14 protein-coding genes are annotated in these 13,897 nt (G+C 65.1%); 8 read left to right on the top strand and 6 right to left on the bottom strand.

The features are described from left to right. Positions 1 to 10: 10 nt before the first annotated feature. Entirely contained in the window at positions 11 to 775 is a 765-nt protein-coding gene (locus tag L6639_RS12065; RefSeq protein ID WP_237862556.1) for a M15 family metallopeptidase, read from the bottom strand. Between the two features lie 131 nt (positions 776 to 906). On the opposite strand from L6639_RS12065, the gene L6639_RS12060 reads away from it, so the two are divergent. The 4 genes from L6639_RS12060 to L6639_RS12045 all read left to right on the top strand — a co-directional run bounded on the left by L6639_RS12060 (position 907) and on the right by L6639_RS12045 (position 5,141). Then, complete coding sequence (locus L6639_RS12060) at positions 907 to 1,854, top strand: aspartate carbamoyltransferase catalytic subunit (RefSeq protein WP_143845774.1); 948 nt, start codon at positions 907 to 909, stop codon at positions 1,852 to 1,854. A 5-nt stretch (positions 1,855 to 1,859) separates the two neighbouring features. After that, on the top strand, positions 1,860 to 3,161 hold the full coding sequence (locus L6639_RS12055) for a dihydroorotase (protein WP_237862555.1): 1,302 nt from the start codon (positions 1,860 to 1,862) through the stop codon (positions 3,159 to 3,161). A gap of 35 nt (positions 3,162 to 3,196) precedes the next feature. Further along, positions 3,197 to 3,793, top strand: a complete 597-nt coding sequence (plsY, locus tag L6639_RS12050) for a glycerol-3-phosphate 1-O-acyltransferase PlsY (protein WP_237861654.1) — start codon at positions 3,197 to 3,199, stop codon at positions 3,791 to 3,793. A 169-nt stretch (positions 3,794 to 3,962) separates the two neighbouring features. Further along, on the top strand, positions 3,963 to 5,141 hold the full coding sequence (locus L6639_RS12045; RefSeq protein WP_237861652.1) for a patatin-like phospholipase family protein: 1,179 nt from the start codon (positions 3,963 to 3,965) through the stop codon (positions 5,139 to 5,141). On the opposite strand, the gene L6639_RS12040 is transcribed toward L6639_RS12045, so the two are convergent. Continuing rightward, positions 5,133 to 6,377 carry an amidase gene (locus L6639_RS12040; protein ID WP_237861650.1) on the bottom strand — a complete coding sequence of 415 codons (1,245 nt, stop codon included), beginning with the start codon at positions 6,375 to 6,377 and terminating at the stop codon, positions 5,133 to 5,135. The genes L6639_RS12045 and L6639_RS12040 overlap by 9 nt on opposite strands. A 90-nt stretch (positions 6,378 to 6,467) precedes the next feature. Between L6639_RS12040 and dprA the strand changes: the two genes are divergently transcribed. Further along, on the top strand, positions 6,468 to 7,610 hold the full coding sequence (dprA, locus tag L6639_RS12035) for a DNA-processing protein DprA (RefSeq protein ID WP_237861649.1): 1,143 nt from the start codon (positions 6,468 to 6,470) through the stop codon (positions 7,608 to 7,610). Here dprA and L6639_RS12030 read toward each other — a convergent pair. After that, positions 7,607 to 8,017: a winged helix-turn-helix transcriptional regulator gene (locus L6639_RS12030; protein WP_237861648.1), complete on the bottom strand. Its 411-nt coding sequence runs from the start codon at positions 8,015 to 8,017 to the stop codon at positions 7,607 to 7,609. The genes dprA and L6639_RS12030 overlap by 4 nt on opposite strands. 83 nt (positions 8,018 to 8,100) lie before the next feature. On the opposite strand from L6639_RS12030, the gene L6639_RS12025 reads away from it, so the two are divergent. Further along, positions 8,101 to 8,709 (top strand): FMN-dependent NADH-azoreductase, encoded by a 609-nt coding sequence (locus tag L6639_RS12025; protein WP_237861647.1) that lies wholly within the window; start codon positions 8,101 to 8,103, stop codon positions 8,707 to 8,709. A gap of 57 nt (positions 8,710 to 8,766) precedes the next feature. On the opposite strand, the gene L6639_RS12020 is transcribed toward L6639_RS12025, so the two are convergent. Both L6639_RS12020 and L6639_RS12015 read right to left on the bottom strand, forming a co-directional pair. Next, complete coding sequence (locus L6639_RS12020; protein ID WP_237861646.1) at positions 8,767 to 8,949, bottom strand: hypothetical protein; 183 nt, start codon at positions 8,947 to 8,949, stop codon at positions 8,767 to 8,769. A gap of 177 nt (positions 8,950 to 9,126) precedes the next feature. Beyond that, entirely contained in the window at positions 9,127 to 9,897 is a 771-nt protein-coding gene (locus L6639_RS12015) for an SDR family NAD(P)-dependent oxidoreductase (protein WP_237861645.1), read from the bottom strand. A gap of 121 nt (positions 9,898 to 10,018) precedes the next feature. Here L6639_RS12015 and L6639_RS12010 point away from each other — a divergent pair, with 121 nt between their 5' ends. Beyond that, positions 10,019 to 10,489 carry a winged helix-turn-helix transcriptional regulator gene (locus L6639_RS12010; protein ID WP_237861644.1) on the top strand — a complete coding sequence of 157 codons (471 nt, stop codon included), beginning with the start codon at positions 10,019 to 10,021 and terminating at the stop codon, positions 10,487 to 10,489. A 172-nt stretch (positions 10,490 to 10,661) separates the two neighbouring features. Here the strand turns inward: L6639_RS12010 and L6639_RS12005 are convergent, their stop codons facing one another. Then, a complete protein-coding gene (locus L6639_RS12005) occupies positions 10,662 to 10,901 on the bottom strand; it encodes a hypothetical protein (protein WP_237861642.1) in 240 nt (79 codons plus the stop codon). Between the two features lie 226 nt (positions 10,902 to 11,127). Between L6639_RS12005 and topA the strand changes: the two genes are divergently transcribed. Further along, the gene (gene topA / locus L6639_RS12000) at positions 11,128 to 13,896 is read left to right on the top strand and encodes a type I DNA topoisomerase (RefSeq protein ID WP_237861640.1); all 2,769 of its coding nucleotides are present in this window, start codon (positions 11,128 to 11,130) and stop codon (positions 13,894 to 13,896) included. The last annotated feature ends 1 nt before the right edge of the window (position 13,897 follow it).

The raw sequence follows: 13,897 nt of genomic DNA, 5'->3' as shown, positions 1-13,897 counted from the left end.
CGGACCGGAATCAGTTCCGCCGCGGCTGGATCGGGAAATCATAGGCCGCCCCGCCCGCCCCCGGCAGGGAAAAATGCCACCACTCCTTCGAATAGTTCACAAAGCCTTGCCTCGCCATCGCCGCCACCAGCCGCTTGCGCCAGGCGCGCTGATCGGGCGAGATCGACGGTGCTGCGGTATGCCCTTTCTCATCGGTGCAGTCATAGCCGGTGCCCATGTCGACGCTGCCTTCCGGCAGCCGCGCCGCGACCGGCGCCGTGCAATCGGCGTAGGATTTTGCGGGATCAATCCTGGCCGAATTGTCGGCCTTCAGATCGACCAGCGTGAGGTCGAGCGCCGCGCCCGTCGAATGCTGCGAGCGGCTTGCGATATAGCCGAGACGAAACAGCTCGGTCTTGGCGATCCGCGGGTTATAGCGTCGATCTGCTGCGCTCTCATGGCCGTTCTGCGACCATCTCACCATGTCGAGCGAGGCGCGCGCCGGCCGGTAGCAGTCGAACATTTTCAGCGACAGGTTCTGCGCAGCCAGTTCCTGCTGGACCGCTTTCAGCCGCAAGCCCACGTCCCGCTTCACCACGCACTCACCGGCGCCGTAGCCGGCGAGCGGACGGCCGACGAAATTGTTCGCAGTCGCATAGCGGATGTCCTGGATGATGCTGGAATCGATATCGCGCAGATAGACGAAGCCGCCGGGGAGTGACTGGGCGTGGGCTGCGGAAACGGTCGCGATCAGTACAATTGCAATTCGAATTGATTTCACGGAATGCCCCTGCATCGCCTGGTCGGGCTTGTCCCGGCCATCCAAGCCCTTTTTGCGGCGAGAAGTCAGACAGATCAGGGGATAACTCCCCGCCCCGGCATTGGCCCTTGCTCCCCCCGCCATCCGCGCCTATAGCTCTCGCTTTAATGACATCGAAATCGACCTTCGTCCTCGGCCACCGGCATTTGCTGGGCATCGAGGGCCTTTCCGCGGCCGACATTACCGGCCTTCTCGACCTGTCCGAAGAATATGTCGAGCTCAACCGCCAGGTTGACAAGAAGCGCACCGTCCTGCGTGGACGGACGCAGGTGAACCTCTTCTTCGAGGCCTCCACCCGGACCCAATCCTCGTTCGAGCTCGCAGGCAAGCGCCTCGGCGCCGACGTCATGAACATGTCGGTGTCCTCCTCGTCCATCAAGAAGGGCGAGACGCTGGTCGACACCGCGATGACGCTGAACGCCATGCACCCTGATATCCTGGTGGTGCGCCATCACGCCTCCGGCGCGGTGGAACTGCTGGCGCGCAAGGTTGACGGTTCCGTGATCAATGCCGGCGACGGCGCGCATGAGCATCCGACCCAGGCGCTGCTCGACGCGCTCACCATCCGCCGCAACAAGGGCCGGATCGAGGGCCTCGTCGTCGCGATCTGCGGCGACGTGCTGCATTCGCGCGTCGCCCGCTCCAACATCATCCTGCTCAACACCATGGGCGCCCGCGTCCGCGTCGTCGGCCCCTCCACGCTGCTGCCGCCCGGCATCGAGCGGATGGGCGTCGAAGTCGCGCGCGACATGCGCGAGGGCCTCAACGGCGCTGACATCGTCATGATGCTGCGGCTGCAGCGCGAGCGCATGAACGGCTCCTTCGTGCCGTCGACCTCGGAATATTTCCACTATTTTGGGCTCGACCAGAAGAAGCTCGCCTACGCCAAGCCCGACGCGCTGGTGATGCATCCGGGTCCCATGAACCGCGGCGTCGAGATCGACACCGCGGTTGCCGACGGCGCGCAGTCCCTGATCCGCGAACAGGTGGAGATGGGGGTTGCCGTGCGCATGGCGGTGCTGGAAGCGCTCGCCCGTAACCTTCCGAACGCGTGATGCCCATGCTGACCGACCGCCGCCCGATCCTGCTCGCCAACGCCCGCGTCGTCGACCCCTCGAGGGATTTCGACGGCCCCGGCGACGTCCTGATTGCCGACGGCATCATCCGCGAGACCCGCCGCGGCATTGGTGCTGCCGGCGTCCCCGAAGGTACCGACGTCGTCAACTGCTCCGGCAAGATCGTGGCCCCCGGCCTGATCGACATGCGCGCCTTTGTCGGCGAGCCTGGCTTCAGCCATCGCGAAACCTTTGCGTCGGCGAGCCAGGCGGCCGCGACCGGCGGTATCACCACCATCATCTGCCAGCCCGAAACGTCGCCGGTCATCGACAACTCGGCGACCGTCGACTTCGTGATGCGCCGCGCACGCGACACCGCGATCGTCAACATCCAGCCGATGGCCGCGCTGACCAAAGGCATGCGCGGCGAGGAGATGACCGAGTTCGGCCTGCTCAAGGCCGCCGGCGCGATTGCCTTCAGCGATGGCGACCGCAGCGTGACCAATTCGCAGGTGATGCGGCGCGCGCTGACCTACGCCCGCGATTTCGACGCGCTGATCGTGCATCACACCGAGGACCCCGACCTCGTCGGCGAAGGCGTGATGAACGAAGGCGAGTTCGCGAGCCGGCTCGGCCTGATGGGCATCCCGAACGCCGCGGAGGCCGTGATGCTGGAGCGCGACATGCGCCTCGTCGCGCTCACCGGCGGCCGCTATCACGCGGCCTCGCTGTCCTGCGTCGACTCGCTCGAGATCCTGAAGCGCGCCCGCGACGCCGGCCTTGCCGTCAGCGCCTCGGTCTCGATCAATCATCTTGCGCTGAACGAGAATGACATCGGGCCCTACCGGTCCTTCCTGAAATTGTCGCCGCCGCTGCGCAGCGAGGACGATCGCCGCGCGCTGGTCGAGGCGGTGGCCTCCGGCCTCGTCGACGTCATCATGTCCGATCACAATCCGCAGGACGTCGAGGTCAAGCGTCTGCCCTTCGCGGAAGCCGCTCCCGGCGCCATCGGGCTCGAGACCATGCTGCCGGCGGGCCTGCGGCTGGTGCACAATGACGAGCTCGACCTCAAGACGCTGATCCGGGCGATGTCGACACGGCCGGCCGAATTGCTGGGTCTAGCAGGCGGAACCCTGCGCGTGGGCAGCCCGGCCGATGTCGTGGTGATCGACCCTGATGTCCCCTGGGTGGTCGATCCCGCCGACCTCAAATCACCCTGCAAGAACACCCCGTTCGACGAAGCGCGCTTTACAGGCCGCGCCATCAGGACCATCGTCGGCGGACGAACGGTTTACGAGCATGTCTAATGGGCGCTGGTTATGTCAGCCATGGAGAGGCCGCCGTGGGGCTTGATGCATTCCTGCCGGTGGCCTTCGTCATCGGCTACCTCCTCGGCTCGATTCCATTCGGGCTGGTGCTGACCAAGCTCGCCGGCACGCAGGATCTGCGCTCGATCGGCTCCGGCAATATCGGCGCCACCAACGTGCTGCGCACCGGCCGCAAGGGCCTCGCCGCGGCAACCCTGCTGCTCGACGCGCTCAAGGGCACCGCGGCGGTGGTGATTTCGGGCTATCTCGCCGGCCCCAATGCCGCGATGCTGGCGGGACTCGGCGCCTTCCTCGGCCACCTCTTCCCGGTCTGGCTCAAGTTCAAGGGCGGCAAGGGCGTCGCCGTCTATATCGGCATCCTGCTCGGCCTGTTCTGGCCGGCAGCGCTGGTGTTCTGCGTGATCTGGCTGGCGACTGCCTTCACCACCCGCTACTCCTCGCTCTCGGCGCTGGTGGCGGCGTTCATCACGCCGCTGTTCCTGTGGTGGTTCGGCCACCTTGCCCTGGCCTCGCTGTCCGCCGTGCTGACGCTGCTGCTGTTCTACATGCATCGCGAGAACATCAAGCGGCTGCAATCAGGAAAAGAAGGCCGCATCGGCGAGAAGGCTTAAGTCCCGCTTTCGATTCCGAGACCGGAAAAAGTACGGATACCGCCGCGCCCTCTCCGCATTATATGCCAAATCCTGTTCGCAACTTTCATCCGACTCGCGGGAGCTAGTGGCGGTCAGGTTCCTTGCCTGTCATCCTGACCGTGGACATGGCGTTACGCGGTAGCTCAGAATGAGCGAGAAGATTGACGGCACGCATGATGGTGGTGGCTCGCAGGGCACTGCGGCAAGCCGCCTGCTCTCGCTGACCAACGTCTGGTCGGATGCGCCCTCGCCGCCTCCGGCCCCAGAGCCAGCTCCCGTTCCGCCGCCGCAGCCTGCTCGCATCGCGCAAGCCCCTGTAACGGTCGACGTGGCACCGAGGCCCGCACCCGTGCGAACGCGTGCGAACCAATGGCCACCGCGAAAACTTTCGTTGGCGCTCCAAGGCGGCGGCACCTTTGCCGCCTTCACTTGGGGCGTGCTGGAGCGGCTGCTGGAAGAGCCGTCCATCGAATTCGACACCGTCAGCGGCGCCAGCGCCGGCGCCATCAACGCGCTGCTGCTCGGCTGCGGCCTTGCCGAAGGCGGCCGCGAAGGCGCCCGCAATCGTCTGAACCGGTTCTGGACCCGGCTGATGCACGAGGCCTCGTTCCGCTCGCTGATGCTGGTCGGCGGCTTCTCGCCGGCGGGAAGCTCCGTCGCCTTCGGGGCGACGCTGCGCTCCGGCCAGTTCGATCCGTTCGATCTCGACCCGCTGCGCCAGACGCTCTCGCGCGACATCAATTTTGCCGCCTTGCGCGACGCGAAATGCCCGAAGCTGCTGATCGCGGCGACGCGAATCCGCGACGGCGAGCTGCAGATTTTCGGCAATGACGTCATCACCGCCGATGTCGCGCTGGCCTCGACCTGCCCGCCGCTGGTGCACTGCGCGGTCGAGATCGACGGCGAGGCCTATTGGGATGGGGGCTTCGGCGGCAATCCGCCGCTGATCAAGCTGGCGCAGCAATCGACGACCGCCGACTTGCTCCTCGTTCAGGTCACGCCGACGCGCGATGCTTACGTGCCCATCACGCTCGCCGCGATCGATCGCCGTCTCGACCAGATCGCGGCCAACGCCGCGCTCAAGGCCGAGATCGCCGCGATCGAATGGGCGCAGGCGCACGCGGCGCCAACGCTGCGGTTCTCAAGGATCGCGGCCGAAGACTCCGTTGACGGGCTCGCGCAGCGCTCATCCGCCGATCTCGGCCGCGGCTTCATTCGCACTTTGCACAGGAGCGGCCGCGAGGCCGCCGAGCGCTGGCTCAGGCAAGGCACGACAGGCACTGAAGCCCGACGCGCTTTGCCCGTGGCCGAGCCGGCGCTAGCCTGATTTCGCCAGCGCGTTCTCCAAAAACCACGCCGCAGCGAGCGCGCCGGGATCGTTGCCAAAGCGCGCGATCACCTGCACGCCAACAGGCAGGCCTCCGACCTTCATCACCGGCACGTTGACGCAAGGATTGCCCATCAGCGTCCACAGCCGGTTGTATCGGGGCGAGCCGGTCGAGGCGAGCTCCTTGGCCGGCGCCGTGCCCGGCGCGGAATAAGTGAGCAGCACGTCGAAACCCTCGAACAGTTCAGCCATCTCGCGACGGCCGCGGCGGGCGATGCGGCGCGCATCGTCGTACTGCTTCGGTGTCAGTCCGACGGTCTCATCGAGACTGGCGCGCAGCAGCGGCGCGATCTCGTCATGGTGCTGGTCAAACTCCCAGGCGAGCGCGCGATGCGCCTCAAAATCCTGGATGATGGGATGGATGCGCCAGGCTTCCTTGACCGCTTCAGGCAGATCGACAATCTGCACGCTGGCCCCCGCCTTCTCGGCCGCCTTGATCGCGGCCAGCAAGCCCTCCTCTGCCGCCGGCTCGACGGCGTCGGCAAACTCCTGCCTGACCACGCCGATGCGCGGCGACTTCGCCGCGACGATGCCGGAGAACTCGGTGCGGCCGGTCATTCCCAAAAGTCCGCGCGCGAGATCTTCCGCGCGCGATCCGAACAGGCCGACCGTGTCGAGCGCCCACGAATAGCATTTCACACCGACCGTCGGCAGCATCCGGAACGACGGCTTGATCGCAGCAGCTCCGCAATAGGCGGCAGGCCGGATCACCGAGCCCCCGGTCTGGGTGCCCAGCGCCAGCGGGATCATGCCGGCGCCGACCGCGGCCGCCGATCCCGAGGACGAACCTCCCGGCGTGTGGCCGGGATTGTGCGGATTGAGGGTCGGCGTCGGATCGCGCGAGGCGAACGCCGTGGTCGTGGTCTTGCCGATGATGGTGGCACCCGCCCGCTTCAGCATCATCACCACAGCCGCATCCGCGCGCGGCTGCCAGCCTCGATAGATCTCCGAGCCCATCTCGGTCGGCATATCGGCGGTGTCGATGATGTCCTTGATGCCGACCGCGATACCGCGCAGCGGTCCGGAGGCCTGCGCTTTCGCCGACTTGTCGTGACGAACGAAAGCGCGAACGTCCTTCTCCCTGGCCTCGATCGCCGCATGCGACTGGGCGATCGCGGCATCGGGCGAAAGCTCGCCAGCTTCAATGCGGCGCTGGAGATCGGCAAGTGAAATCATGGCAATACCCTTGTTATTGGCATCGCTTTTAGCATTGCGACAAGGCCGCGCAAGCGCATGCCACGCTTGCTCACGCCTTCAGGTTGTTCCATGCTGCCTCTACAAGGAGACACCGTGGACGCCATCAATCCGAGCAGCGAGCTGACCGAGCAAGAGCGGATCGACCGCCTGCGGCTGATCCGCACCGACAATGTCGGGCCACGCACCTTCCGGTCACTGGTCGAACATTTCGGCTCGGCGCGCGCAGCGCTGGAGCGGCTGCCGGATCTGGCGCGCCGCGGCGGCGCACAGCGATCCGGCCGTATCTGCAGCGTGGATGATGCGAAGGCCGAGCTCGCCGCAAGCCGCAAGTTCGGCATCGCCTGGCTCGCACCCGGCGAGGACGGATATCCGGCGCGGCTCGCGACGCTCGACGATGCCCCGCCATTGCTCGCCGTACGCGGCGACGTCGCAACGCTTATGCGTCCGATGATCGCGATCGTCGGCTCGCGCAATGCTTCCGGCGCCGGCCTGAAATTCGCCGGGCAACTCGCGCGCGAGCTCGGCGAAGCCGGCTTCATCGTCATCTCCGGCCTTGCCCGCGGCGTCGACCAGGCGGCGCATCGCGCCAGCGTCGAGAGCGGCACCATCGCGGTGCTCGCCGGCGGCCACGACTGCATCTATCCACCAGAGCATGGCGATCTGCTCGGCGCGATCCTCGATCACGCGGGCGCAGCGATCTCCGAAATGCCGCTCGGCCATGAGCCGCGCGCCCGCGACTTCCCCCGCCGCAACCGGCTGATCTCGGGCGCATCGCTTGGCGTGGTCGTGGTGGAAGCCGCGCACCGCTCGGGCTCGCTGATCACCGCGCGCATGGCCGCCGAACAGGGCCGCGAGGTGTTCGCGGTCCCCGGCTCGCCGCTCGATCCGCGCGCCGCCGGCACCAACGATCTGATCAAGCAGGGCGCAACGCTCGTCACCGAAGCGTCCGACATCATCAACGCGGTTCAGCCGATCATGGAGCGGCCGTTGATGAGGCCTGCGAGCGAGCCCGACGGCGAACCGTTCGAGAGCGATCCGCAAGGACATGACCGCGATCAGATCACCGGCCTGCTCGGCCCCGCCCCCATCTCGATCGACGATATCGTGCGGATGTCCGGCGCCTCGCCCGCGATCGTGCGCATGGTGCTGCTGGAGCTCGAGCTCGCCGGTCGGCTCGAGCGCCACGGCGGCGGACTTGTGTCGCTGCTCTAGCCGCCGTTCCGCTCGTCAAACCGCGTTCTTGCCGCCGCGATCTGGTCCTGGTGGGTCATCGCCCACTCGCCCAGTGCCTTCACCGGTTGCTGCAATCCGCGGCCGAGATCGGTCAGCTCGTAGTCGACGCGCGGCGGAATGGTCGGGAAAATCGTGCGCGTGACGAGGCCGTCGCGCTCCAGCCCGCGCAGCGTCAAGGTCAGCATCCGCTGCGAGATGCCGTTGATCATGCGCTTCAGCTCATTGAAGCGCTTCGGTCCGTCGCTGAGCATCATGATGACGAACACGCTCCATTTGTCCCCGACGCGCGCGAGGATCGAAGCGACGCTGCGGCAGTCGGAATGGTTGGGATCCGGCCTCCGCTCGGCAGGAAAATCGATGTGTGTCGGTTCCAAAGATGTGCCCATGGCTCAAAAAAGTGCGTTCTTGCGGGAGTTTTGACAGTCACTCATGTAGTGCTGGTTACAAATCTATACCATGGGTGACCCCAATGAAACTCCTCCATATCGACTCCAGCGTCCTCGGCCCCCACTCCGTCTCCAGACAGGTTTCTGCCGCCATCGTCGACCGGCTCAGACAGGCGACGCCCTCGCTCGACCTCGTCTACCGTGACCTGACCCAGACCCCGCTCGCGCATCTCTCCGGATCGCATCTTGCGGCCGCCCAGGGCGCGCCGGCGCCGGCGGAACTCGGACCCGATCTCGCGGCAAGCGCAGCCGTGCTGGACGAGTTCCTCGCGGCCGACGTCGTCGTGATCGGCGCACCCATGTACAATTTTACGATTCCAAGCCAGCTCAAGGCCTGGATCGATCGCGTGCTCGTGGCGGGGAAGACCTTCAAATATGACGCCAACGGCCCGCAGGGCCTTGCCGGCGGCAAGCGCGTGGTCGTGGCGATCTCGCGTGGCGGCTACTACGGTCCGGGCACTCCGGCAGCCTCACTCGAACATCTCGAGAGCTATCTGCGCGGCGTGTTCGCGTTCATGGGCATCACCAACCCCGAATTCATCGTCGCTGACGGAATCCAGGTTGGCCCCGACCATCGCGAGAAAGCGTTGGCCGGCGCGCTCCAGGCGGCCACCTCCTTGCGAGCGGCGTAAGGCTGCGCCGACGACAGCCGCTGCCGGACCCCGGCGGCGGCTGAAAGATCGACAAAGCTAAAACCAGGCGCCCTGCACGCCGAGGATCACGGCAACGAGCGACATGAGCAAGCCGATGCCCGAGAATATGGCAACCCCAATGAATTCCGACATGTCGGAGTGCCTGGCGGGAACTGCGGAACGTTCAGTGTAAATACGCGGGTCTGAAATCGGAGCAAAAATGCGTGCTGCTTTCGGCATAACGGGCTCCCTTTAATGGGTCTTATGACCCCCTGCCCGTAGAAAGGTCTTGGCAGCGCACGCGAAGGTTCAACGCATCACGCAAGGTTCAGAAAATACATCTCGCAAGACGCGGGAACCGGCCGGCGCAACCATTTTCGGCGCACCAGCCGATTCAATTTTCACTTCACTTGATCATCAGCGATAGATCGGCGCACCGCTCGGCGAGGCCACCGCGCCGCCGTCGACGAAGATCTCCTGTCCCTGAATGTGCCCGGCATCGTCGGAGGCGAGGAACAGCACCGTCTTCGAGATGTGATCGGGTTCACCAATGCGGCCGAGCGGCGTCGCGAGCCCGATGCGCTTCTCGAACGCCTTCTCCGCGTCGGGCGTTGCAATCGCGGCGCCCCAGATCGGCGTGCGGATCGCACCCGGCGCAACGACATTCACGCGGATGCCGCGCGGCGAGAGTTCCGAGGCCATGATCCGCGCCATCGCCCGCACACCCGCCTTCGCCGCGCCATAAGCGGAGTAGCCGGGATTGCCGAGCACTGAGATCACCGATCCATTGAGGATGATCGAGGCGTTGTCGTTGAGATAAGGCAGCGCCGATTGCACCGTGAAGAACACGCCGGTGAGATTGGTGCTGATCACCTTCTCGAACATCTCACGCGTCGTCGAGCCGAGCGGTGTGCCGCCGGGGATGCCGGCATTTACAAACAAGATGTCGAGCTTGCCGAACTTGTCGGTGCCCTTCTTGATCGCAGCTTCGGTCGCGGCGATGTCGGTCGCATCCGCAGCGAGCGCGATCGCGTTCGGGCCGAGTTCCCTTGCGGCCGCCTCCAACGTTTCCTTGTTGCGCCCTGTGATGGTCACCTTCGCGCCCTCGGCCACGAACAGCTTTGCCGTTGCCAGGCCAATGCCGCTATTGCCGCCGGTGATCAGTGCCGTCTTATTCGTCAGCCTCATGTTCGCCTCCAGTGGTTGCATAATGAAACTATGTTGCCATCTAGGCCGAATGGTTTTATGATGCAACCACACATCCGCGTGATCCGCCCCAACATCGTGCGAACGCGATAGGACCAGGACGATGGTGAAACGAACGAGCTTTGAGGGCGATGGCTGCCCGATCGCGCGATCGCTGGAGGTGATCGGCGATTGGTGGTCACTCATAATCATCCGCGATGCGATGCTCGGCTTGCGTCGCTTCGGCGAGTTTCAGAGCAAGCTGGGCGTGGCCAAGAACATCCTGTCCGCGCGGCTGCGATCAATGGTCGACCACGGAATTCTGGAAACAGCCCCCGCCTCCGACGGCAGCGCCTATCAGGATTATCTGCTGACGCCGAAGGGACGCGGCCTGTTCCCAATCCTGGTCGCGCTCCGGCAATGGAGCGAAGAGTTCGACGATGCGCCCGAGGAGATCGACACCATCATGATCGATCGTGCCAAAGGCCGTCCGGTGAAGAAGCTCGAGCTGCACGCCGAGGATGGACGGTTGCTCAGCCTCGCCGACATCACGCTGAAGCCGCGGCCGGCACCGCGGCGGCGGTCGGCGGGATAACTATCGTACCAGTCGCTCTGTGGCAAAGCCGTGACCAAACACTCGATGTCATCGCCCGCGAAGGCGGGCGATCCAGTATTCCAGAGGCGGTCGTGATTCCCCGATAAGCTGCGGCATACTGGATTCCCCGCCTTCGCGGGGAATGACGAATGTTGTGGAGCGACAGCCACCCTCACGACAGCTTCCGCTTGCTCCGTAGCCGCAAATGCTCGTCGGCCTCGAGCTTGGTCATGCCCAGGAGATAATGGAGCACGTCCAGCTTGTGGCGCTCGGCGAGCTTGCGCAAGCTGGCGACCTGCTCGGCAATGAAGGCAACCGCCTCATCAGCCCCGCCCTCGCCCGGTTCCTCGTTGCGCGAAACTGCTTGTGCGCCCGACGCGGCGCGCGCCCGCTTCTTCTCTGGCTTTGCCACCAGCCCCACCCGAATCCATGCCCCGCGGGGACATTACGCCGATAGCGGCCGCAACTCCAAGGTGGTAATTTGCAACTTTCTCGATATGAAACTTTTCCCAATCCGCGGGCTTTCAACACCCTTCGATTTGACAGGACCCGCCCCACCACCCATGTTCGGGACGAAACGGCCGACCCGAATCTAGAGGAAATCGGCCCAATATTTCCCCGTAAGTTACTGGAACTACATGAATATCGTCATTGTGGAGTCGCCGGCGAAAGCCAAGACGATCAACAAGTATTTGGGCTCGTCCTATGAGGTTCTGGCCTCATTTGGCCATGTCCGCGACCTCCCTGCGAAGAACGGTTCCGTCGATCCCGACGCCAATTTCAAGATGATCTGGGAGGTCGACCCCAAGGCGGCCGGCCGGCTCAACGATATCGCCAAGTCCCTGAAGGGTGCCGACCGCCTGATTCTGGCGACCGACCCTGATCGCGAGGGCGAAGCCATCTCCTGGCATGTGCTGGAGGTGATGAAAGAGAAGCGCGCGCTGAAGGATCAGAAGATCGAGCGCGTGGTGTTCAACGCCATCACCAAGCAGGCCGTCACCGACGCGATGAAGAACCCGCGCCAGATCGATGGCGCCCTGGTCGACGCCTATATGGCGCGCCGGGCGCTGGACTATCTGGTCGGCTTCACCCTTTCTCCCGTGCTGTGGCGCAAGCTGCCGGGCGCCCGCTCGGCGGGCCGTGTGCAGTCGGTGGCGCTGCGCCTCGTCTGCGACCGCGAGCTCGAGATCGAGAAGTTCGTGCCGCGCGAATATTGGTCGCTGATCGCGACCCTGCTGACGCCCCGCGGCGATGCCTTCGAGGCGCGCCTCGTCGGTGCCGACGGCAAGAAGATCCAGCGCCTCGACATCGGCAGCGGCGCTGAGGCCGAAGACTTCAAGAAGGCGCTGGAACTGGCGACCTACGCGGTGACCGCGGTCGATGCCAAGCCGGCGCGCCGCAATCCGCAGGCCCCCTTCACCACCTCGACCTTGCAGCAGGAAGCCAGCCGCAAATACGGCTTTGCGCCGGCGCACACCATGCGCATCGCGCAGCGCCTTTATGAGGGCATCGACATCGGCGGCGAGACCACCGGACTCATTACTTATATGCGTACCGACGGCGTGCAGATTGATCCCTCTGCGATCACCCAGGCGCGCAAGGTAATCGGCGAGGACTATGGCAACGCCTACGTCCCGGATGCACCGCGCCAGTATCAGGCCAAGGCCAAGAACGCCCAGGAAGCGCACGAAGCGATCCGCCCGACCGATCTTTCCCGCCGCCCCGACAGCATGAGCCGCAAGCTCGATGCCGATCAGGCGCGGCTCTATGAGCTGATCTGGAAGCGCACTATCGCCAGCCAGATGGAATCGGCCGAACTCGAGCGCACCACCGTCGACATCACGGCGAAGGCCGGCGGTCGCACGCTGGAGCTGCGCGCCACCGGCCAGGTCGTCAAGTTCGACGGCTTTCTGGCACTCTATCAAGAAGGCCGCGACGACGAGGAAGACGAGGACTCCCGCCGCCTGCCCGCGATGAGCCCGAACGACGCACTCAAGCGGCAGTCGCTTTCCGTCACCCAGCATTTCACCGAGCCGCCGCCGCGCTTCTCGGAAGCATCGCTGGTCAAGCGCATGGAAGAGCTCGGCATCGGCCGGCCCTCGACCTATGCCTCGATCCTCCAGGTGCTGAAGGACCGCGGTTACGTCAAGCTGGAGAAGAAGCGCCTGCACGGCGAGGACAAGGGCCGCGTCGTGGTGGCGTTCCTGGAGAGCTTCTTCAGCCGCTACGTCGAATACGATTTCACGGCCAATCTCGAAGAGCAGCTCGACCGCATCTCCAACAACGAGATCTCCTGGCAGCAGGTGCTGAAGGATTTCTGGACCGGCTTCATCGGCGCTGTCGACGAGATCAAGGATCTGCGCGTCGCACAGGTGCTCGACGTGCTCGACGACATGCTGGGCCAGCACATCTATCCGCCGCGCACGGATGGCGGCGACATCAGGCAGTGCCCGAGCTGCGGCAACGGCCGGCTCAATCTCAAGGCCGGCAAGTTCGGCGCCTTCGTCGGCTGCTCGAACTATCCGGAGTGCCGCTACACGCGCCAGCTCGCCGCCGACAGCGAGACCACCGCCGACCGTTCGCTCGGCCAGGATCCGGAGACGGGTCGCGATGTCTGGGTCAAGGCCGGCCGCTTCGGCCCCTACATCCAGCTCGGCGAGCAGAAGGATTATGAGGAAGGCGAGAAGCCGAAGCGCGCAGGCATCCCCAAGGGCACATCGCCCAGCGATATCGAGCTCGAGCTTGCGCTCAAGCTCTTGTCGCTGCCGCGCGAGATCGGCAAGCATCCCGAGACCGGCCAACCGATCACGGCCGGCCTCGGCCGCTTCGGGCCGTTCGTGAAGCACGAGAAGACCTATGCCAGCCTTGAGGCCGGAGACGAGGTCTTTGACATCGGCCTCAATCGCGCGGTGACGCTGATCGCGGAAAAGGTTGCCAAGGGCCCGAGCCGTCGCTTCGGCGCCGATCCCGGCAAGGCGCTCGGCGATCACCCCTCGCTCGGCACCGTCACCGTGAAGAGCGGCCGCTACGGTGCCTATGTCACCGCGGGCGGCGTCAACGCGACGATCCCGGCCGAGTTCGAAAAGGACACGGTGACGCTGGCACAGGCGATCGCACTGATCGACGAGCGCGCCGCCAAGGGCGGCGGCAAGGCCAAGACAACCACCAAGACGGCAAAGAAGGCTGCGAAGCCGGCCAAGGCCAAGAAGACTGCAGAGAAGGCCGCGGACGGTGACGACACCGCGCCGAAGCCAAAGAAACCGGCCGCGAAGAAAACCGCGGCCAAAACCAAAACCGAATCCACCAGCAAGGCGCGCGCAGGCGTGGCGTCGACGGCAAAGACCTCGGCGACCAAGTCAGGTGGCGCAGCCAAAGCTCCGGCCAAGAAGAGTGCCGGCACCAATTAGA

The sequence above is a fragment of the Bradyrhizobium zhengyangense genome, assembly GCF_022012555.1.
GTDB classification, from domain to species: domain Bacteria; phylum Pseudomonadota; class Alphaproteobacteria; order Rhizobiales; family Xanthobacteraceae; genus Bradyrhizobium; species Bradyrhizobium zhengyangense.
This window is presented reverse-complemented; position numbering and strand designations above follow the sequence as displayed.